19 protein-coding genes are annotated in these 18,404 nt (G+C 65.6%); 18 read left to right on the forward strand and 1 reads right to left on the reverse strand.

Annotated elements, in window-relative coordinates; genetic code table 11:
- Positions 1–8: 8 nt before the first annotated feature.
- The gene (tsaB, locus tag WJU21_RS10025; protein WP_346323267.1) at positions 9–677 is read left to right on the forward strand and encodes a tRNA (adenosine(37)-N6)-threonylcarbamoyltransferase complex dimerization subunit type 1 TsaB; all 669 of its coding nucleotides are present in this window, start codon (positions 9–11) and stop codon (positions 675–677) included.
- Positions 674–1,156: an N-acetyltransferase gene (locus WJU21_RS10030; RefSeq protein WP_346323268.1), complete on the forward strand. Its 483-nt coding sequence runs from the start codon at positions 674–676 to the stop codon at positions 1,154–1,156. The genes tsaB and WJU21_RS10030 overlap by 4 nt, the downstream gene beginning before the upstream one ends.
- On the opposite strand, the gene WJU21_RS10035 is transcribed toward WJU21_RS10030, so the two are convergent.
- The gene (locus WJU21_RS10035; protein WP_346323269.1) at positions 1,149–1,397 is read right to left on the reverse strand and encodes a sulfurtransferase TusA family protein; all 249 of its coding nucleotides are present in this window, start codon (positions 1,395–1,397) and stop codon (positions 1,149–1,151) included. The genes WJU21_RS10030 and WJU21_RS10035 overlap by 8 nt on opposite strands.
- Positions 1,398–1,501: 104 nt before the next feature.
- Between WJU21_RS10035 and WJU21_RS10040 the strand changes: the two genes are divergently transcribed.
- The 16 genes from WJU21_RS10040 to infB all read left to right on the forward strand — a co-directional run bounded on the left by WJU21_RS10040 (position 1,502) and on the right by infB (position 18,396).
- Positions 1,502–1,930, forward strand: coding sequence for a MucR family transcriptional regulator (locus tag WJU21_RS10040; protein WP_346323270.1), 429 nt, complete (start codon positions 1,502–1,504; stop codon positions 1,928–1,930).
- Between the two features lie 48 nt (positions 1,931–1,978).
- Positions 1,979–2,395: a Fur family transcriptional regulator gene (locus WJU21_RS10045; RefSeq protein ID WP_346323271.1), complete on the forward strand. Its 417-nt coding sequence runs from the start codon at positions 1,979–1,981 to the stop codon at positions 2,393–2,395.
- Between the two features lie 6 nt (positions 2,396–2,401).
- On the forward strand, positions 2,402–3,238 hold the full coding sequence (locus WJU21_RS10050) for a lysophospholipid acyltransferase family protein (RefSeq protein ID WP_346323272.1): 837 nt from the start codon (positions 2,402–2,404) through the stop codon (positions 3,236–3,238).
- Between the two features lie 68 nt (positions 3,239–3,306).
- Positions 3,307–4,692: a tRNA (N6-isopentenyl adenosine(37)-C2)-methylthiotransferase MiaB gene (gene miaB / locus WJU21_RS10055; protein ID WP_346323273.1), complete on the forward strand. Its 1,386-nt coding sequence runs from the start codon at positions 3,307–3,309 to the stop codon at positions 4,690–4,692.
- A gap of 33 nt (positions 4,693–4,725) precedes the next feature.
- Positions 4,726–5,742, forward strand: a complete 1,017-nt coding sequence (locus WJU21_RS10060; protein ID WP_346323492.1) for a PhoH family protein — start codon at positions 4,726–4,728, stop codon at positions 5,740–5,742.
- 32 nt (positions 5,743–5,774) lie between these two features.
- Complete coding sequence (gene ybeY / locus WJU21_RS10065) at positions 5,775–6,236, forward strand: rRNA maturation RNase YbeY (protein ID WP_346323274.1); 462 nt, start codon at positions 5,775–5,777, stop codon at positions 6,234–6,236.
- Positions 6,237–6,289: 53 nt separating this feature from the next.
- Entirely contained in the window at positions 6,290–7,129 is an 840-nt protein-coding gene (locus WJU21_RS10070) for a hemolysin family protein (RefSeq protein ID WP_346323275.1), read from the forward strand.
- A 13-nt stretch (positions 7,130–7,142) separates the two neighbouring features.
- The gene (gene lnt / locus WJU21_RS10075; protein WP_346323276.1) at positions 7,143–8,717 is read left to right on the forward strand and encodes an apolipoprotein N-acyltransferase; all 1,575 of its coding nucleotides are present in this window, start codon (positions 7,143–7,145) and stop codon (positions 8,715–8,717) included.
- Between the two features lie 168 nt (positions 8,718–8,885).
- Positions 8,886–9,278: a helix-turn-helix transcriptional regulator gene (locus WJU21_RS10080; RefSeq protein WP_346323277.1), complete on the forward strand. Its 393-nt coding sequence runs from the start codon at positions 8,886–8,888 to the stop codon at positions 9,276–9,278.
- Between the two features lie 231 nt (positions 9,279–9,509).
- A complete protein-coding gene (gene metK, locus WJU21_RS10085; RefSeq protein ID WP_346323278.1) occupies positions 9,510–10,679 on the forward strand; it encodes a methionine adenosyltransferase in 1,170 nt (389 codons plus the stop codon).
- 7 nt (positions 10,680–10,686) lie between these two features.
- Positions 10,687–11,388 carry a tRNA (guanine(46)-N(7))-methyltransferase TrmB gene (locus WJU21_RS10090; protein ID WP_346323279.1) on the forward strand — a complete coding sequence of 234 codons (702 nt, stop codon included), beginning with the start codon at positions 10,687–10,689 and terminating at the stop codon, positions 11,386–11,388.
- A 172-nt stretch (positions 11,389–11,560) separates the two neighbouring features.
- Positions 11,561–12,817, forward strand: a complete 1,257-nt coding sequence (locus tag WJU21_RS10095) for a cytochrome P450 (protein WP_346323280.1) — start codon at positions 11,561–11,563, stop codon at positions 12,815–12,817.
- A gap of 218 nt (positions 12,818–13,035) precedes the next feature.
- Positions 13,036–13,572 carry a ribosome maturation factor RimP gene (rimP, locus tag WJU21_RS10100; protein ID WP_346323281.1) on the forward strand — a complete coding sequence of 179 codons (537 nt, stop codon included), beginning with the start codon at positions 13,036–13,038 and terminating at the stop codon, positions 13,570–13,572.
- Positions 13,572–15,134 carry a transcription termination factor NusA gene (nusA, locus tag WJU21_RS10105; protein WP_346323282.1) on the forward strand — a complete coding sequence of 521 codons (1,563 nt, stop codon included), beginning with the start codon at positions 13,572–13,574 and terminating at the stop codon, positions 15,132–15,134. The genes rimP and nusA overlap by 1 nt, the downstream gene beginning before the upstream one ends.
- A 17-nt stretch (positions 15,135–15,151) precedes the next feature.
- Positions 15,152–15,775, forward strand: coding sequence for an RNA-binding protein (locus WJU21_RS10110; RefSeq protein WP_346323283.1), 624 nt, complete (start codon positions 15,152–15,154; stop codon positions 15,773–15,775).
- Positions 15,772–18,396, forward strand: a complete 2,625-nt coding sequence (gene infB / locus WJU21_RS10115) for a translation initiation factor IF-2 (RefSeq protein WP_346323284.1) — start codon at positions 15,772–15,774, stop codon at positions 18,394–18,396. Before WJU21_RS10110 ends, infB begins: the two co-directional genes overlap by 4 nt.
- Positions 18,397–18,404: the final 8 nt, after the last annotated feature.

Here is an 18,404-nt window from a genome sequence, read left to right on the forward strand (position 1 = left end):
CCCAGATCATGCGCGTGCTGGCATTCGATACGTCGCTGGGAGGCGGATCCGTGGCGCTGGTGGACGGCAATGTCTGCCTGGCCCGCGCCGACGAGGACCGGCCCCGCGCGCTGGTGGAGCGGCTGTTGCCGATGATCGAGCAGGTGCTGGCCGAGGCGGGCATCCGCTATGCCGATCTGGACCTGATCGCAACGACGATCGGCCCCGGCACATTCGCCGGCCTGCGGATCGGCGTCGCCGCCGCCCGCGGCCTGGGTGTGGCGACCGGCGTCAAGGTCGCCGGGATCACCAGCCTGGAGGCGCTGGCCCAGGGCGCGGCGGGCAAAGTCCCGGATGGCGGCACGGTGGTGGCAGCCATCGATGGCAGGCGCGGCCAGCTTTACCTTCAATCCTTCCGCCTGGGTCCGGTGGTCGCGGCATTGTCCGAGCCGGCGGCGGTCGACCTCGAGCGTCTGGCCGATCATCTGCCGCCGGGGCCGGGCTATGTCGTCGGGTCCGGCGCGGCGGTGGCGGCAGCGGCGCTATCCGGCCTCGAGGTGCTGGCGGGACACGAGATCATCGACGCGGTCGATGTGGCCGCCCTGGCCGCCGCGCGGCCGCTGCCTTCGGCGCCGCCTCGCCCGCTCTATCTCAGGCCGCCGGACGCCAAGCTTCCCGGCGGGCGGGTGCTCGTGTGAGCACGCTGGTCGATATTGCCCCGGTGGGCGCCGTTGCCGCCGATCTGCTGGCGTCGCTCCATGCCGCCAGCTTCTGCAGGCCAGGCGACGAACGCTGGTCGGCGCAGGCTTTCGCCGATGTCCTGGGCATGCCCGGCTCGTTCTGCCTGCTAGCCAGCGTGGCGGGCCGCATCAGGCCCGAGCCGGTCGGCTTCTGTGCCTGCCGCGTCGCCGGCCCGGAAAGCGAGCTGCTGTCGCTGGGTGTGTTGCCGACGCATCGCCGCGCGGGCACCGCCCGCCAGTTGATCCTGCGGTGCATGGGCCGCTGCGTCGAGGGCGGCGCGCGCGAGATGTATCTGGAGGTGGCGGAGGACAATCCCAGCGCCCAGCTGCTCTACCGCTCGCTCGGATTCTTCCAGGTGGGCCGGCGCAAGGGCTATTATCTGCGGCTGGACAACCTCAAGGTCGATGCGCTGACCATGCGGCGCGACCTCAGATAGGTCCGGCGGACCGCACCAGCATGCGGAAAGTCCCTTTTCGTTCCGTTTCCGCAACATCCAGAATCGCGTGGCCCAGGTTTCGCACCGCCTCGGGCACGTTCTTCAAGGGCTCCCCACCCCGGAGAATGATCTCGGCGACCTCTCCCGGCTGCATTCTGTCGAGTAGCAGGCGAGTTCTGACGAAAGTCATGGGACACAATAGCGCGGTAATGTCGAGTCGCTGGCTGACCTGTTCTGTCATCTTCTTTTCCTGCATCTTCGAATGACTATCCAACTTGCCTCGGCATTCTGGTCGGCCTATAAGACGGAAGATTTCTCCTAGTCAAACAGAAACAAGGTTCCCTCATGGTAAATGAAACCAAGGAAAACGTCGAACGTGGCGACCTGCTGGCGCTGACCTCCGATATCGTTTCGGCGCATCTCGCCAATAATAGCGTCGCTATGGCCGACGTACCGCACCTGATCGAGCAGGTATATTATACCTTGACCAAGCTCGGCGCCGACGCGCCCGAAGAGCCTGTCGAGAAGGCCAAGCCCGCCGTTCCCGTTCGTCGCTCGGTAATGCCGGACTACATCATTTGCCTGGAAGATGGTAAGAAGTTGAAAATGCTCAAGCGGCATCTGCGGACGGCCTACAATATGTCGCCCGAGGAATACCGTGAGAAGTGGGGTCTGCCGGCCGATTATCCGATGGTGGCTCCGAATTACGCGGCGCAGCGCCGGGTCCTCGCCAAAAAGATCGGCCTGGGCACCAAGCGCGGCCGCCGGAAGTAACGGGTCTCCGGCGCGGGCGCGTCCGGGACCCTCGACGCAAGGTGAGGTATGCCGGATCGACTCGAAAAGCTATGTGTTTCCAAGGGGATGAGAATGACCGATCAGCGGCGGGTGATTGCCCGCGTGCTGTCGGAGGCCCATGACCATCCCGATGTCGAAGAGCTTTACGCCCGCGCCGCCAAGATCGACAGTCACATCAGTATCGCCACGGTCTACCGGACCGTGCGCCTCTTCGAGGAGGCGGGGATCTTGGAGCGTCACGACTTCAGGGATGGCCGTTCCCGGTATGAAGAGGTGCCCGAACGGCACCACGATCACCTGATCGACGTCCAGACCGGCAATGTGGTCGAGTTCCGCAATGAGGAAATCGAGAAGCTGCAGGAGTTCATCGCCAGGGAGCTCGGCTACAAGCTCGTCGACCACCGGCTGGAACTGTACGGCGTGCCGCTGAAAAAGGATTCCTGACGCCCTATGGCTGATGGTTCGCCGACGCGCGCCCGGTCCCTGCCGCTCAGCCATCCGCGGGCGCTGTTGTGCCTGCTGGGTGTGGCGCTGTGCCTGGTGCCGGTCATCCTGATCCAGCCGATCCTGTTGCGGCTGCCGGGCCGGGCCAAGGAAAAGCTTCCCTACTGGTATTTCAAGGTTGCCTGCTGGATCCTGGGCATCAGCGTCGAAGTACACGGCGAGCGGTCCCGCGAGGAACCCGTGCTGTATGTCGCCAACCACGTCTCCTGGCTCGACATCTTCACCCTGGGCGGCCTGATGACGCCGTCATTCGTCGCCCGCGGCGACCTGGAAGGGTGGGCCCTGTTCGGCTGGCTTTCCACCCTGCGGCGGACCATCTTCATCGACCGGGAGAATCGCACCCGCTCCAGCGCACATCTTGAGATGATGATCGACCGGCTCCGGGCCGGCGACAGCCTGATTCTGTTTCCCGAAGGCACCAGTTCGGACGGCAGCCGGGTGCTGCCCTTCAAGAGCAGCCTGTTTGCCGTGGCCGAGCGCTGGCAGGGCGCGAAGCCGCTGACCGTGCAGCCGGTCACCGTCGCCTATACGCAGATCAATTCCATGCCACTCGGCCGCCATTTCCGCCCGTTCGTGGGCTGGTACGGCGACATGGTGCTGGGCCCTCATGTCTGGGAGCTGCTGACCATCGGCCGGGTCAGCGCGGTGATCACCTTCCATGACGCAATCACGCTGGACGCCGTCGGCGGGCGCAAGGCCATGTCGGCCCATTGTCACGCCGAAATCTCGCGGCGCCTCGAATATCTCAACAGCGGGTATGATCCGGTGGAACACGCGGCCTGATCCGGCTTTTCTTGACTCCGGGACGACCGCTGCTAGGTTCCGCGCCCGCAATACTTTAGGATAGACCCGTGGCGAAGAAACGGCTGCACATCAAGACCTATGGCTGCCAGATGAACGTCTACGACTCGGCGCGCATGGCCGATGTCCTTGCGCCGCTGGGCTATGAGGCGACCGATGTGCCGGACGACGCCGACCTGGTCATCCTCAATACCTGCCATATCCGCGAGAAGGCGGCCGAGAAGGTCTATTCCGAAGTCGGCCGCCTGCGCCTGCTCAAGGAGGAGAAGGCCCGCACCGGCGGCCGCATGCTGGTCGCCGTCGGCGGCTGCGTCGCCCAGGCCCAGGGCGAGGAAATGATGCGCCGCGCGCCCACCATCGATCTGGTGTTCGGGCCGCAGGCCTATCAGGACCTGCCCGATCTGCTGGGCCGCGCCACCCGCGAGCTGATGGAAACCGGCCGCTCGCACGTGGTCGCCGTCGATCTCGCGGTCGACGAAAAGTTCGATCGCCTGCCGGAAATGGCCGCGGCGCAGGGTTACAGCGCGTTCCTGACCATCCAGGAAGGCTGCGACAAGTTCTGCTCGTTCTGCGTGGTGCCCTATACGCGCGGCGCGGAATATTCGCGGCCCGTGCCCGACATCATCGCAGAGGCCCGCCGCATGGTGGACCAGGGCACGGTCGAGATCACCCTGCTGGGCCAGAACGTCAATGCCTGGCACGGTGATGACGGCACGGGCGCCGCCGCCGGCCTGGGCGAGTTGATGCGGCGGCTGGCCGAAATCGACGGGCTGGAGCGCATCCGCTACACCACGTCCCATCCGCGCGACGTGGACGCCGACCTGATCGCCGCCCACCGCGATGTGCCGAAGATCATGCCCTTCCTTCACCTGCCGGTGCAGAGCGGCTCCGACCGCATCCTGAAGGCCATGAACCGGCGGCACAATGCGGCGCGCTATCACGAGATCATCGCCAGCCTGCGCGACGCCCGGCCCGACCTTGCGCTGTCGAGCGACTTCATCGTCGGCTATCCGGGCGAAACCGACGCCGATTTCGAGGCGACCATGGACCTGGTGCGCCAGGTCGGCTTCGCCTCGGCCTATTCGTTCAAGTACAGCCCCCGCCCGGGCACGCCGGCCGCCGACCTGGACGAGCAGGTGCCCGAGGACGTGAAGTCCTTGCGGCTCGCAGCGCTGCAAGAGGAACTGCTGCGCCAGCAGGAGGCGTTCAACACCGCCACCGTCGGCCAGATCCTGCCGGTGCTGCTCGAGCGCGACGGCCGACATCCCGGTCAGCTCGTCGGACGCAGCCCCTTCATGCAGGCGGTCAGTGTCGATGCGGGTTCCGCCGCGGGTCATTTAAAGGGTACCATCCGGAACGTGGAAATCGCAGCCGTGCTGTCGAACAGCCTGCGCGGGCGGTTGGTGGAGCCCGTAAACCTGGTGGCGGCGCAGTGACAGCGAGGGAAAGTGGCAGATAAACCGACGGGAATGCCCGGGGGCGCCGCGCCCACGGCCGACAAGGTCGTCACCGATTTCAGTGATAATTCCTTATTGCCGGAACTGTTCGGCAAGCATGACAGCAACCTCGCACTTATCGAGAAACGCCTGGGCGTGACGGTGTCGTCGCGCGGCAACAAGGTGTCGATCGCCGGTCCATCGGTATCGGCGGGTGCCGCCCGTTCCGTGCTGCACTCGCTCTATAGCCGGCTGGAGCGCGGCCAGACTGTCGAATCCGGTGATGTCGAGGGCGCGATCCGGCTGGCCGAATCGGCCCAGCCCGGCGATGCCCAGCAGACCGTGATCCGCACCCGCAAGCGGCTGATCACGCCCCGTTCGGCGCGCCAGACCGAATATGTCGAGCGCATCCGCGAATCCGAGATCGTCTTCGGCGTCGGTCCCGCGGGCACGGGCAAGACCTATTTGTCGGTTGCCGTCGCTGTCGAGATGCTGCTCCAGGGCCGCGTGGACCGGCTCATCCTGTCGCGTCCCGCGGTCGAGGCGGGCGAGCGTATCGGCTTCCTGCCCGGCGACCTGCGCGACAAGGTCGATCCCTATCTGCGTCCGCTCTACGACGCGCTGCACGACATGCTGCCCGGCGACCAGGTCGCCAAGGCGCTGGAAAGCGGCGACATCGAGGTGGCGCCACTCGCCTTCATGCGCGGCCGGACGCTGGCCAACTCGTTCATCATCCTGGATGAGGCGCAGAACACCACGCCCATGCAGATGAAGATGTTCCTGACCCGCATCGGCGAGAATTCGCGGATGGTGATCGCCGGCGACCCCAGCCAGATCGACTTGCCGCTCGGCAGCAAATCGGGTCTGCGCGACGCCCTCGACATCCTGTCCGGCGTGCCCGAGGTCGGCGTCGTCCACTTCGGCGAGGCGGACGTGGTGCGTCATCATCTCGTCACACGTATCGTGCAAGCCTACAACGAGAACGACCGGCAGCGGCAGGTGGCGCAGATGGCGCGCAGAACCGCCCAGAATGGAGATGATGGCGGCTAAGCCGCCGGCCCATGCTGTCTGTAGAGATATCCATGGAGTGCGACAGTTGGCTCGGGCCGCTACCCGATGCCGAAGCATTCGCCCGCGAGACCCTGTCCCGCGCCGGCACCGGGGCGGATGACGCCGAGGTCAGCGTGCTGTTTGCCGACGACGCCTTCGTCCGCGACCTGAACGCCCGCTGGCGCGGCCAGGACAAGCCCACCAACGTGCTGTCGTTTCCGGCGGCCGCCGCACCGGCGCAGCAACCGCGTGCGCTGGGCGATATCGTCCTCGCCTATGAGACCGTGGCGCGCGAGGCGCAGGAGGCCGGCAAACCGTTCACCCATCACGCTGCCCATCTGCTGGTGCATGGCTTCCTGCACCTGCTGGGATACGACCATGAAACCGAAGCCGAGGCCGACGACATGGAGGCCCGCGAGGTCCGCATACTCGAAACCCTCGACATTCCCGATCCCTATGCGGAAAATACCGCCATCAAACAGAACCGAGCATGAGCGACTCTTCCTCAGAGGCTGACAGTACGAACTTGAAAGGCTGGGTGAGCGGCATGCTCACCAGGCTGCGCGGTCGCGAGCCCTCCCTGCGCGAAAGCCTCGAGGACGTCATCGAGGAACACCGCGACGATCCGTCGGACCTGACCGCCGAAGAGCGGATCATGCTGATGAACATCGTCTCGCTGCGCGAGCTCGAGATATCCGATGTGATGGTCCCCCGCGCCGACATTGTCGCCGTCGAGATGACCATGCCCATCGAAGAGCTGGTCAAGGCGTTCAAGGAAGCGGCGCATTCCCGCCTGCCGGTCTATCGCGACACCCTCGACGACGTGGCCGGCATGGTCCATGTGAAGGACGTGCTGATCGCCGTCACCGAGGGTCAGTCGAATGGCCGCGCGGTCACGATCAGCGACATCAAGCGCCGCGTGCTGTTCGTGCCGCCCTCCATGCCGGTGATCGACCTGTTGCTGAAGATGCGGCTCAGCCGCAATCACATGGCGCTGGTGATCGACGAATATGGCGGCACCGACGGCCTCGTGACCATCGAAGACCTGATCGAGACCATCGTCGGCGACATCGACGACGAGCACGACGAGCAGCTGACGCCGCTGATCATGCCCAGGCCGTCCGGCAGTTTCGACGTGGACGCCCGCTGTCCCGTCGAGGAACTCGAGACACAGCTCGGCATCGATCTGCTGCCCGAGGAGCAGGAAGATTATATCGACACCGTCGGCGGATTGTTGTTCTCGCTGACCGGCCGCGTACCCGAGCGCGGCGAGGTGATCGAGCATCCTTCCGGCGTCGAGTTCGAGGTCACCGAGGCCGATGCCCGCCAGCTCCGGCGGGTCCGGGTTCGCAAGCCAAGGTCCGATCTGGGCGACATGCTGCCGTGATGCGATCCCGCACATGATGGCCGGTTTGCCCGGCTGGCTGGCCGCGCGCCGTCCCTGGCAGCGCTTCGGCCTCGCATTCGTGCTCGGCGCGCTCGCGACCGCGGCCTTCGCGCCGCTTTATGCCGTACCCGTTCTGCTGGTCTCGTTTCCGGGCCTGATTCTGCTGCTCGAGGCCGCGCCCATGAAGAAGGGCGCATTCGGGATCGGCTGGTTCTTCGGTTTCGGCCACTTCCTCACCGGCTTCTACTGGGTGGCCAATGCCCTCGCCATCGCTGGCGCGCCGCCGGCTGCCGCCATCGCCCTGCCGCTGGGCATGGCGCTCTACACCGGCTTTGCCGGCCTGCTGTTTCGCGTCATAGGCCGCCTTGTGCCGTCCCGGGTGCTGCTGTTCGCGCTGTGCTGGGCGCTGGCCGAATGGCTGCGCGGCCATGTCATTACCGGTTTCCCGTGGAACCTGGCCGCCTATGCATGGGCATTCTCCGATGCCATGAGCCAGTTCGCGTCGCTGGCGGGCGCCTATGGCATGACGCTGATCACCGCCGCGATCGCCGCCTCGCCGGTTGTTCTGGTCGGACGCAAACCGGCAGGCAGCAGTGATTTCCGCGGGCCCATCGGCGCCGCCTTTTGCGTGCTTGCGCTGTTCGTCTTCGGCGCCGTCCGTCTGGCCGCTGCCGACCCGGAGCCGGCGGACCGGCCCATGGTGCGCGCCGTCCAGCCGGATATCGCCCAGGATGAGAAGTGGCTGCCGCAGAATTTTCACCGCAACTTCACCGACCACCTCGCCCTTTCCGAGGGCCCCGGCAACGAGGCCATCGACCTGTTCGCCTGGTCTGAGGCGGCCGTGCCCTACCAACTCGATGTGGATATGCCGGGCCGCGACCGGATCGCCCGGGTCGGGCGGCCCGGCGCGGTCGTGGTCACCGGCTTTCCCCGGGTCGAGGTCTTGCCGGACGGCCGGATGCGGTATTTCAACAGCATGATCTTTGTCGGCGAGGGCGGGAAGACGCTGGCCACCTTCGACAAGGCCCATCTGGTGCCGTTCGGCGAATATGTGCCGCTCAAGGGCCTGTTCAGGGCGCTCGATTCCCTGTTTGAAGTACTGGGCCTCGAAATCCGGTTCGATAAGGTGGTCGAGGGCGGCGGCGACTTCGCGCCCGGTCCCGGCGCCAGAGTGATTCATCTGCCCGGCCTGCCGCCGGTCAGCCCGCTGATCTGCTACGAGGTGATCTTTCCCGGCGCGGTCACGCCCCGGGCCGAGCGGCCCGACTGGCTGCTCAACATCACCAACGACGCCTGGTATGGCGAATGGGCCGGCCCGCGGCAGCACCTCGCCATCGCCCGCTATCGCAGCATCGAGGAAGGCTTGCCCATGCTGCGCGCCGCGGGCACCGGCATCTCGGCCATCATCGATGCTCACGGACGGGTGATCGCCGATCTGGGCATCGGCGAGCGCGGCATCGTCGACGGCCGTCTGCCCGCGCCCCTGGCGCCCACGCTGTACGCCCGCTTCGGTGACAGCGTGTTCTGGGTTCTCATGGCCGGCCTGGCGCTACTCGTTTTGGGCATGCGCCTGCGCAACCGCCAGTAGATGGCGCTTGACCCGCCATACATCCCTCAATATTGCTAGTTTTAACAGGTTCGAGGGTCGGCGATATCTGTTGGGTTTGGCGCATTGGCGTCATTGGGGCTATGGAAGCTGATCCTTCAGTCCGGTTCACGCGCGTTCCCGGACTGGGGAACTTGAGGAGACCAGCGCGTGCTATCTGACTCGAATCCTGTCGATATCCATGTCGGCAAACGCTTGCGGCAGCGCCGCACCTTCATCGGCATGACACAGGAACAACTGGGTGTCGCGCTCGGCATCACGTTCCAGCAAATCCAGAAATACGAACGCGGCGCTAACCGGATAGGCGCCAGCCGGCTGTTCGATATCTGCCGCATTCTGGACGTTACGCCGCAGTTCTTTTTCGAGGAAATGCCCGAGCAGGGCGAGGGCGCCCCACTCGGCGCCGCGCCGCAGCCGACGCGCGGCGACGATCCCATCGACCGCGAAACCATGGACCTTGTCCGGGCCTACCGGCAGATCGACAGCGCGCCGGTCCGCCATCGTTTGCTCGAACTGGCCCGGGCCCTCGCCAAGGGCGGTTGAGCAACATCCCATGACAATACTTGCAGTGTGCCGAACCTTCCGCCGCAGCCGGAAGGGGCCTTCGGCATGCGCCCGGCCGTTTCCACGCCCGGCCGGGGACCGAATATAAGGATATAAAGACATCTTTATGCTTGTTCGCCGCTTGCGGCCGCTGCTATACAGCGAACGTGCCGGCGATGGCGGGGCAGTGTCTCCACGCGCCTTTTCCGAACTCCATTTTCGAGGGGTCACGTGGCCAGAAACTCGTACCTTTTCGCCAGCGAATCCGTTTCCGAAGGCCATCCCGACAAAGTCTGCGACATGATATCCGACGCCGTCCTGGACACGTTCCTGGCGGCCGACCCGTATGCGCGCGTCGCGTGCGAGACCCTGGTCACCACCCAGCAGATCATTCTGGCCGGCGAGGTGCGCGGTCCCGCATCGATCACCCCGGACGTGCTGGAACAGGTGGCCCGCAATACGGTGCGCCAGATCGGCTACGAGCAGGACGGTTTTCACTGGAAGACCTGCGACGTCAAGGTGCTCCTGCATAGCCAGTCGGCCGACATCGCCATCGGCGTCGATTCCGCCGGCAACAAGGACGAGGGCGCGGGCGACCAGGGCATCATGTTCGGCTATGCCTGCCGCGAGACCGACGCGCTGATGCCGGCGCCGATCTACTATGCCCACAAGATCCTGCGCGACATGGCGCAGGCCCGCCATTCGGGCACCGTGAAGGGCCTCGGTCCAGACGCCAAGAGCCAGATCAGCCTGCTCTACGAGAATGGCCAGCCGGTGCGCGCCACCTCGATCGTCGTCTCGACCCAGCATGACGGGGATTTGTCATCCGCCGACGTGGAAGGCATCGTCCATCCCTTCATCTCCAATGCACTGCCGTCGGGCTGGCTGACCAGCGAAACCGACTTCTACATCAATCCCACCGGACGCTTCGTCATTGGCGGACCGGACGGCGATGCCGGCCTTACCGGCCGCAAGATCATCGTCGACACCTATGGCGGCGCCGCGCCCCATGGCGGCGGCGCGTTCTCCGGCAAGGATCCGACCAAGGTCGACCGCTCGGCTGCCTATGCGGCGCGCTATCTGGCGAAGAACGTCGTGGCCGCCGGCCTGGGCGATCGCTGCACGATCCAGCTTTCCTATGCCATCGGCGTGTCGAGGCCGCTGTCGATCTATGTGGACCTGCATGGCACCGGCAACGTCGATGAAAACCGGCTGTCCGAGGTGCTTGCCGAGGTGATGGACCTCAGCCCGCGCGGCATCCGCACCCATCTGGGCCTCAACAAGCCGATCTATGCGCGCACCGCAGCCTATGGCCATTTCGGCCGCGAACCCGAAGCCGACGGCGGCTTCAGCTGGGAACGCACCGATCTGGCCGACGCGCTGCGCTCTGCCCTCGCCTGATTCTGGCATGACATCCGACACACCTGTCGTCCGCCGCCTCTATGGCCGGCGGCGGGGCAAGGCGCTCAACCAGACACGGCTGGACCTGATGGACCGGCTGCTGCCGGCTGTCTCGGTGCCGCTCGAGGAAGGCGACGCCAACCTGGACCCTCGTATCTGGTTCGGGCCGTCGGTGTGCGAGGTCTGGTTCGAGGTGGGCTTCGGCAAGGGCGAGCACCTGGCCTGGCAGGCGCGCAACAATCCCGAGATCGGCTTCATCGGCTGCGAGCCGTACGAGAACGGCGTTGCCGGCCTGCTTGCCGAGATCGCCGAGCACAAGCTGGACAATGTCCGGATTTGGATGGACGACGCGGCGGTGCTGCTGGCGGCGTTGCGCCCGGCCAGCATCGGCCGGGCCTTCCTGTTGTTCCCCGATCCCTGGCCCAAGGCGCGCCATCATCGCCGCCGGTTCGTCAGCCACGACCGGCTCGACATCCTGGCAAGGGCGCTGGCAGACGGCGCCGAGTTCCGCGCGGCCACCGACCACGCCGATTACGGCGACTGGATCGTGCGGCACATGAGCGCCCGCGAGGATTTCGAGTGGACCGCCGAACGCGCCGCCGACTGGCAGGGCCGGACCGAAGACTGGCCGCAGACCCGTTACGAAGCCAAGGCGCTGGAGAAGGGCGACAAGCCGCTTTATCTGCGCTATCGACGGATGACCCGGTAGCAAGGTCCCCAAGGCTCGGGCCGGCGGCAGTTTGCGGATCAACCTGTCTTGCGCCGTCGTGAGCGCACAATCCTGTCCGATCCTCCCCGTCACGCTTCCGCTCCGCCGATCGCGGTTGCCTAGCGGACGGTCGGTGTGGGAGGCTGCCGCTATGCCTGGGGAGGACAAAAGCATGAGCAAGCCCATCATCGATCCGGCCATTTTCGGCAGTGCCGACTATGCGGCCGATCCCTATCCGACGCTGAAGATCCTGCGCGACCACTATCCGGCCTACAGGCTGCCGAACGGTGCATGGATGGTGACCCGCTACGAGGACGTGGTGAACATCTTCCGCGACACGGCAAACTTCTCGGCCTCGCCGAACGGCGAGCATATCGGCGCGGTGTTCGGCCCGACCCTGATGGAATATGACGGCCAGGACCATATCAAGCTGCGCAATATCGTCGCGCCCCAGTTCGTCGGCATGCGGCTGACGGCCCTGCTGCCCACCATCCAGCGCAATGCCATGGCGCTGATCAAGAAGTTCACCGAGAAGCAGGCCCGGCGCATCGCCGGCGAGGCGGCGGTGCGCGGCGAGATCGACATTGTCGACGATTTCGCCACACGGCTGCCGCTCAATGTCATCCTCGATGTGCTCGACCTGCCGCAGGAAGCGCACGAGATGTTCCATACCTGGTACCCGGCCATGATGAACGGCATCAATGGCGGCCCGGCCCTGCGGATCGAGGGTCAGAAGGCCAACGCCGAATACCATGCCTATCTGGACCCGCTGATCGACGAGCGCACCGCGAATCCCGGCGACGACCTGCTGTCGCGCCTGGCCAATGCCGAGGTCGACGGCGCGCGGATGACCAAGCAGGAAATCAAGTCCTTCGCCAGCCTGATCCTGGTGGCAGGAGCGGAAACCACCGACAAGGCCATCGCCAATCTCTGGTACCAACTGCTCGCCAATCCGGAACAATGGGCCGCCGTGCAGCGCGAGCCGGAGCTGCTGGACCGCGCCTTCGCCGAAATGATGCGGGTCCACGGTCCGGCGGGCGCCCAGACCCGCCGCGCCATTCACGACGTGGCGCTTCATGGCGAGACCATCAAGGCCGGTGATTATGTGCACGTGTCGCTCTACGGCGCGAACCGGGACGACCGGGTGTTTTCCAATCCGGACAAGTTCGACATCTTCCGCGAGGACTTCTATTTCGGGAAGGAGTTGCGCTCGGGCTACCATCAGTCCGGCGTGGCCGGTCATCTGGGCTTCGGTCTTGGCGCCCATTTCTGCGTCGGTTACCAGCTTGCACGGGCCGAATCGGTGATCGGCACGAAAATGCTGATGGAGGTGATCAGGAACCCGCGATTCAAGCCCGGCTCCAATCCGATGCCCATCGCCATCCGTGTCGAGCCCTGGCACTTGCCTCTGGAATTCGACGCGGCCTGAGCGCAACGGCAGCAGGCTGCGGCCCGGGTCCCGCTGATCACCGGGCGCAATGCGCGGCGCGGTGCCGTCCCGTATTGCGATGGCGGACATCGATCTTGAAAAATGCCCCGGGTTGGACTAAATATCGCCTGCTCTTGACATAGACTGGTTGCTCGCGGGCGGCCGGGAAGTTCGAAGGAGTGGGCGAGAGCCCACTTTTTTTGTTTTTGGGAATTGGGTTGGCCACGGAAACCGGTATAGCCGCCAAGGTGCGGGAGTTGATCGAGCCTTCGATCGAGGCCATGGGCTTCGATCTGGTGCGCGTGCGCTTCATCACCACCAGCCGCCGCACCCTGCAGATCATGGCCGAGCGCACCGACGGGACCATGACCGTCGAGGATTGCGCCGAACTCAGCCGTGCCGCGTCGGCGATTCTCGACGTCGAGGATCCGATCAAGAGCGAATACAATCTGGAAGTCAGCTCGCCCGGCATCGACAGGCCGCTGGTGCGCGAGCAGGACTACCTCAAATACGCCGGGTTCGAGGCGAAGATCGAGACGGCGACGCCGGTCTCGGGCCAGCGCCGGTTCCGCGGCGTCGTGGCGGGTTTCGACGACGGTCATGTGGTGCTGGATGCGCCCCAGGGCCGCGTACATTTGCCGTTCGACAATATCGAGCAGGCCAAGCTTGTGCTGACGAATGCGCTGATCGACGCGCATCAGAATGCGCGCGAGGCCGCCGGCATCGAACCGGTTGATCAACAGGGAGCTGACTGATGTCCACCGCCATTAGCGCCAACCGCCTGGAACTGCTGCAGGTCGCCGACGCCGTCGCACGCGACAAGGTCATCGAGCGCGACCTGGTGCTCGAGGCCATGGAAGAGGCTTTCCAGAAGGCGGCCCGCTCGCGTTATGGCGCCGAGCACGACCTGCGCGCCCACATCGACCGCAATACCGGCGAGATCAAGCTGCACCGGGTGATCACGGTGGTCGAGGAAGTGGAGAACGAGGCCGCGCAGTTGACCTTGCCCGAGGCCATCCGCCGCTATCCGGGCCACGAACTGGAAATCGGCTCGGAAATCTCCGAAGAACTGCCGCCCATGGACTTCGGCCGAATCGCCGCCCAGACCGCCAAGCAGGTCATCACCCAGAAGGTCCGCGAGGCCGAGCGCGCCCGCCAGTACACCGAATACAAGGACCGTCAGGGCGACATCATCAACGGCATCGTCAAGCGCGTCGAATATGGCAACGTGGTTGTCGACCTGGGCCGCGCCGAGGCGGTGATTCGCCGCGACGAAGCGCTGCCGCGCGAGAATCTGCGAAACGGCGACCGTGTGCGCGCCTACATCTACGACGTCCGCCAGGAACTGCGGGGCCCGCAGATATTCCTGTCGCGCGCCCGTCCCGAATTCATGCGCGAGCTGTTCGCCCAGGAAGTGCCGGAAATCTACGACGGCATCATCGAGGTCAAGTCGGTCGCCCGTGACCCGGGCAGCCGCGCCAAGATCGCCGTCATGTCGAACGATCCCGGCATCGACCCGGTCGGCGCCTGCGTCGGCATGCGCGGCAGCCGCGTCCAGGCGGTGGTCAACGAGCTGCAGGGCGAGAAGATCGACATCATCCAGTGGTCGCCCGACGTGGCCACCTTCGTGGTCAACGCGCTGGCGCCCGCCGAGGTGCAGAAGGTCGTGCTCGACGACGACAACGAGCGCATCGAGGTCGTGGTGCCGGACGACCAGCTCAGCCTGGCCATCGGCCGCCGCGGCCAGAATGTGCGACTCGCGTCCCAGCTCAGCGGCTGGACCATCGACATCCTGACCGAGGCCGAGGAATCCGAGCGCCGGCAGCAGGAATTCCAGTCCCGTTCGGCGCTGTTCATGGAATCGCTGGACGTGGAAGAGACAATCGCCCAGCTGCTGGTCGCAGAAGGATTCGCCGATCTCGAGGAAGTGGCCTATGTGGAGATCGACGAGCTTGCCTCGATCGAGGGCTTCGACGAGGACATCGGTCAGGAGCTGCAGAATCGCGCCCGTGCCGCGCTGCAGCGCCGCGACGAGGAAGCTGACGCCCTGCGCAAGCAGCTTGGCGTGACGGACGATGTGGCCGCCATCGAAGGGCTCACGCCCCAGATGCTGGTGGTTCTCGGCGAAAAGGGCATCAAGACGCTGGACGACCTGGGCGAATTCGCCGGTTTCGAGCTGATCGAATCGGGCGGGCCGCTGCAGGGCTTCGATTTCACCGAGGACGACGCCAACGCGATTATCATGGCTGCCCGCGCCCACTGGTACGAGGACGAGGAGCCCGCCGCCGCCGCTGAAGGCGATTCGGCGACTGAGTAGGACGTAACGGAGACCGGATGACGGAAAGCAAAGGGCATGTGGCTGAACGACGATGCATCGTAAGCGGCGAGACTGCGCCGCAGGCGGGCCTCGTGCGTTTTGTCGTCGGGCCCGGCGACGTCATCGTTCCCGATCTCAAGGGTAAGCTTCCCGGCCGCGGCATGTGGGTCGAGGCGCGCCGCGACGTGGTTGAAACCGCGTGCGCGAAGAACACCTTCTCACGCGCCGCGCGCCAGAAAGTCAGCGTGCCTGAGGGATTGCCGGCGTTGATCGAAGCCCAGCTTGTCAATGGATGCCTGAACCTGCTGGGCTTGGCCCGCAAGGCGGGCGATATTGTGGCCGGTTTCGAGAAGGTGAAGGGCTGGCTGCAGAACGGCACCGCGACAGTGGTGGTCACTGCCGCCGATGCGGCCGAGGACGGTCGCCGCAAGCTGCGCGGCCTGACCGTGGGACTGCCGGATGTGGACCTGTTCACGTCCGATCAATTGAGTTTGGCGTTGGGGCGCGGGAATGTGATACATGCTGCCCTGCGCGACGGCGGCCTGGCCCGGCGGTTTGTGGCCGAAGTAAATCTGCTTGCCGTATACCGGCACGGCGAAGGCCCGGTGGGCCGACCGAGCGCGAATGAGGAAGTTGAATGAGTGAAACCAAGGAAAGCGGCGACACCAAGCTCACGCTGTCGTCCGGCAAGACGCTGCAGCTGAAGAAGAGTGTCGACGCGGGCAGCGGCCAGATGCGGCAGAGCGTGACACAGGGGCGCGGCAAGGCCGTTGTCGTCGAGCGCAAGCGCCGCCGGGTGATCACCCGCGACGGCGAGCATGGCCATGACGACCTGGGCGGCGACAGCGGCGACGGTCATCTGAGCCAGGGCGAGAAGGCGGTCCGTCTGCGCGCGCTCGAGGAAGCGCGCAAGCAGGAGGCGCTGGAGAAGCAGCGCCAGGAAGAGGAAGCCAAGCGCCGCGCGGAAGAGGAAGCACGCCTCAAGGCCGAGGAAGAAACACGCCGCCGCCTGGCCGCCGAAGAGGCCGTTCGCCAGGCCAAGGAAGATGCGCTCAAGCTGCAGGACGAATCGGCTTCCGGCGAGCAGCCCGATCCGTCCGGCCTGATGGCCGCGCCTGCGGTTACGGTCGCCAAGCCGAAGCCGCGCGTCGAGCCTGCCGCCGCGCCGCCGCCGGCCGCCAAGGCCCGTGCGCCCGAGGTGGCTGCACCGCCGCCGCCCGAGGAAGCGCGCCGCCCCAAGCCCGAGGACCGTGTCAAGACCGCGACACTGATCGACGAGGAAGAAGAAGACGAGCGCAAGAAGCGGGCTCGCGCCGGTGCTGGAGCCGCCAAGGTCCAGCACGCCAAGCCGACGCCGAAGGTCGATTCGCGCCGCGCCAATTCCAAGCTGACGGTTCAGCGCGCGCTGGATGACGGCGTCGAGGAACGGCAGCGCTCGATGGCCGCCATGCGCCGGGCCCGCGAGAAGCAGAAGGCAATGCGCCGGAGTCCCGATGCGCCGCAGAAGCTGTTCCGCGAGGTCATCGTTCCCGAGAACATCACCGTGGCCGAGCTGGCCAACCGTATGACCGAGCGCGCCAACGACGTGGTGCGGGAGCTGATGAAGATCGGCGTCCTGGTCAGCGCCAATGACACCATCGACGCGGATACCGCCGAGATCATCGTCGCCGAGATGGGACACAAGATGAAGCGCGTGGCGGAAGCCGACGTCGAGGCGGGCCTGGTCGGCGCGGCCGACAATCCCGAGGATCTGCGTCCTCGTCCGCCGGTCGTGACCATCATGGGTCACGTCGATCACGGCAAGACCTCCCTGCTTGATGCGCTGCGCGCCACCGATGTGGTGTCCGGCGAGTCGGGCGGCATCACCCAGCATATTGGCGCCTATCAGGTCACCATGCCCGGTGGCGAGAAGATCACGTTCCTCGACACGCCCGGTCACTCGGCGTTCACCGCCATGCGCGCCCGCGGCGCGCAGGTGACGGATATCGTGGTGCTGGTGGTGGCCGCCGACGACGGCATCATGCCGCAGACCGTCGAGGCGATTCAGCATGCCCGCGCGGCAGGCGTGCCGATCATCGTGGCGATCAACAAGATCGACAAGTACGACGCCAACCCGGACAAGATCCGCCAGGCGCTGCTGCAATACGAGATCGTCGTTGAAAGCCTGGGCGGCGACACCCTCGATATCGAGGTGTCGGCCAAGGAACGCACCAACCTGGACAAGCTCGAGGAAGCCATCATCCTCCAGGCCGAAGTGCTGGAACTCGCCGCCAATCCGTCGCGTCCGGCGGAAGGCGCGGTCATCGAGGCCACGCTCGACAAGGGCCGCGGCGCCGTCGCCACGGTGCTGGTAACACGCGGCACCCTGCGAATCGGCGACATCTTCGTGATGGGCGCCGAATCGGGACGTGTCCGTGCGCTGATCGACGATAAGGGCAACAACCTCAAGGAGGCCGGCCCGTCGCTGCCGGTCGCCGTCCTCGGCGCCTCCGGCGGACCCATGTCGGGTGACGACTTCCTGGTGGTCGAGAGCGAGGCTCGCGCCCGCGAGATTTCGGTCTACCGCCAACGCCAGTTGAAGGAAAGGCTTGCCGGTCCGTCCGAGCGTATTTCGCTCGAGGCCATGCTGGACAAGCTGAAGACCAAGGAAGTCCAGGAACTGCCCGTGGTCATCAAGGCCGATGTGCATGGTTCGGCGGAAGCCGTGTCGAATTCGCTGACGGCCATGAACACCGACGAGGTCGCGGTCAAGATCCTGCTCAGCGGCGTCGGCGGCGTGTCCGAATCCGATGTGGCGCTGGCCGAGGCCTCGAAGGCCCCGATCCTGGCGTTCAATGTCCGCGCCGCGGGCAAGGCCCGGACCATGGCCGAGCAGACCGGCGTCGAGATCCGCTATTATTCGGTGATCTACGATCTGGTGGATGACATCAAGTCGGCCCTGTCGGGCATGCTGTCGCCCGAGATCAGGGAAACCATCATCGGTCTCGCCGAGGTCAAGGAAGTGTTCAACGCCGGCAAGGGCAAGGCCGCGGGCTGTATCGTTGTCGAAGGTTCTGCCCGCTCGGGTGTCCGGGCGCGCGTGCTGCGCGACGATGTGGTGGTGCACGATGGCAAGGTCAGCTCGCTTCGCCGCTTCCGCGACGAGGTCAAGGATGTGGCTGCCGGCACCGAGTGCGGCATCACCATCGAGAATTTCAACGATGTGAAAGCCGGCGACCGGATCGAGATGTTCTCGGTCGAGGAACGCGCCCGTACCCTGTAACGCGGGCG

Source organism: Emcibacter sp. SYSU 3D8 (genome assembly GCF_039655875.1).
Lineage (GTDB): Bacteria > Pseudomonadota > Alphaproteobacteria > SMXS01 > SMXS01 > RI-34.

Excerpts from the sequence above, each read along its gene's own strand:
- tsaB (WP_346323267.1), top strand. The coding sequence starts at position 9 with ATGCGCGTGCTGGCATTCGATACGTCGCTGGGAGGCGGATCCGTGGCG.
- WJU21_RS10035 (WP_346323269.1), bottom strand. The coding sequence starts at position 1,397 with ATGACAGAACAGGTCAGCCAGCGACTCGACATTACCGCGCTATTGTGT.
- WJU21_RS10040 (WP_346323270.1), top strand. The coding sequence starts at position 1,502 with ATGGTAAATGAAACCAAGGAAAACGTCGAACGTGGCGACCTGCTGGCG.
- WJU21_RS10045 (WP_346323271.1), top strand. The coding sequence starts at position 1,979 with ATGCCGGATCGACTCGAAAAGCTATGTGTTTCCAAGGGGATGAGAATG.
- WJU21_RS10050 (WP_346323272.1), top strand. The coding sequence starts at position 2,402 with ATGGCTGATGGTTCGCCGACGCGCGCCCGGTCCCTGCCGCTCAGCCAT.
- WJU21_RS10060 (WP_346323492.1), top strand. The coding sequence starts at position 4,726 with ATGCCCGGGGGCGCCGCGCCCACGGCCGACAAGGTCGTCACCGATTTC.
- ybeY (WP_346323274.1), top strand. The coding sequence starts at position 5,775 with ATGGAGTGCGACAGTTGGCTCGGGCCGCTACCCGATGCCGAAGCATTC.
- WJU21_RS10070 (WP_346323275.1), top strand. The coding sequence starts at position 6,290 with ATGCTCACCAGGCTGCGCGGTCGCGAGCCCTCCCTGCGCGAAAGCCTC.
- lnt (WP_346323276.1), top strand. The coding sequence starts at position 7,143 with ATGATGGCCGGTTTGCCCGGCTGGCTGGCCGCGCGCCGTCCCTGGCAG.
- WJU21_RS10090 (WP_346323279.1), top strand. The coding sequence starts at position 10,687 with ATGACATCCGACACACCTGTCGTCCGCCGCCTCTATGGCCGGCGGCGG.
- WJU21_RS10095 (WP_346323280.1), top strand. The coding sequence starts at position 11,561 with ATGAGCAAGCCCATCATCGATCCGGCCATTTTCGGCAGTGCCGACTAT.
- nusA (WP_346323282.1), top strand. The coding sequence starts at position 13,572 with ATGTCCACCGCCATTAGCGCCAACCGCCTGGAACTGCTGCAGGTCGCC.
- WJU21_RS10110 (WP_346323283.1), top strand. The coding sequence starts at position 15,152 with ATGACGGAAAGCAAAGGGCATGTGGCTGAACGACGATGCATCGTAAGC.
- infB (WP_346323284.1), top strand. The coding sequence starts at position 15,772 with ATGAGTGAAACCAAGGAAAGCGGCGACACCAAGCTCACGCTGTCGTCC.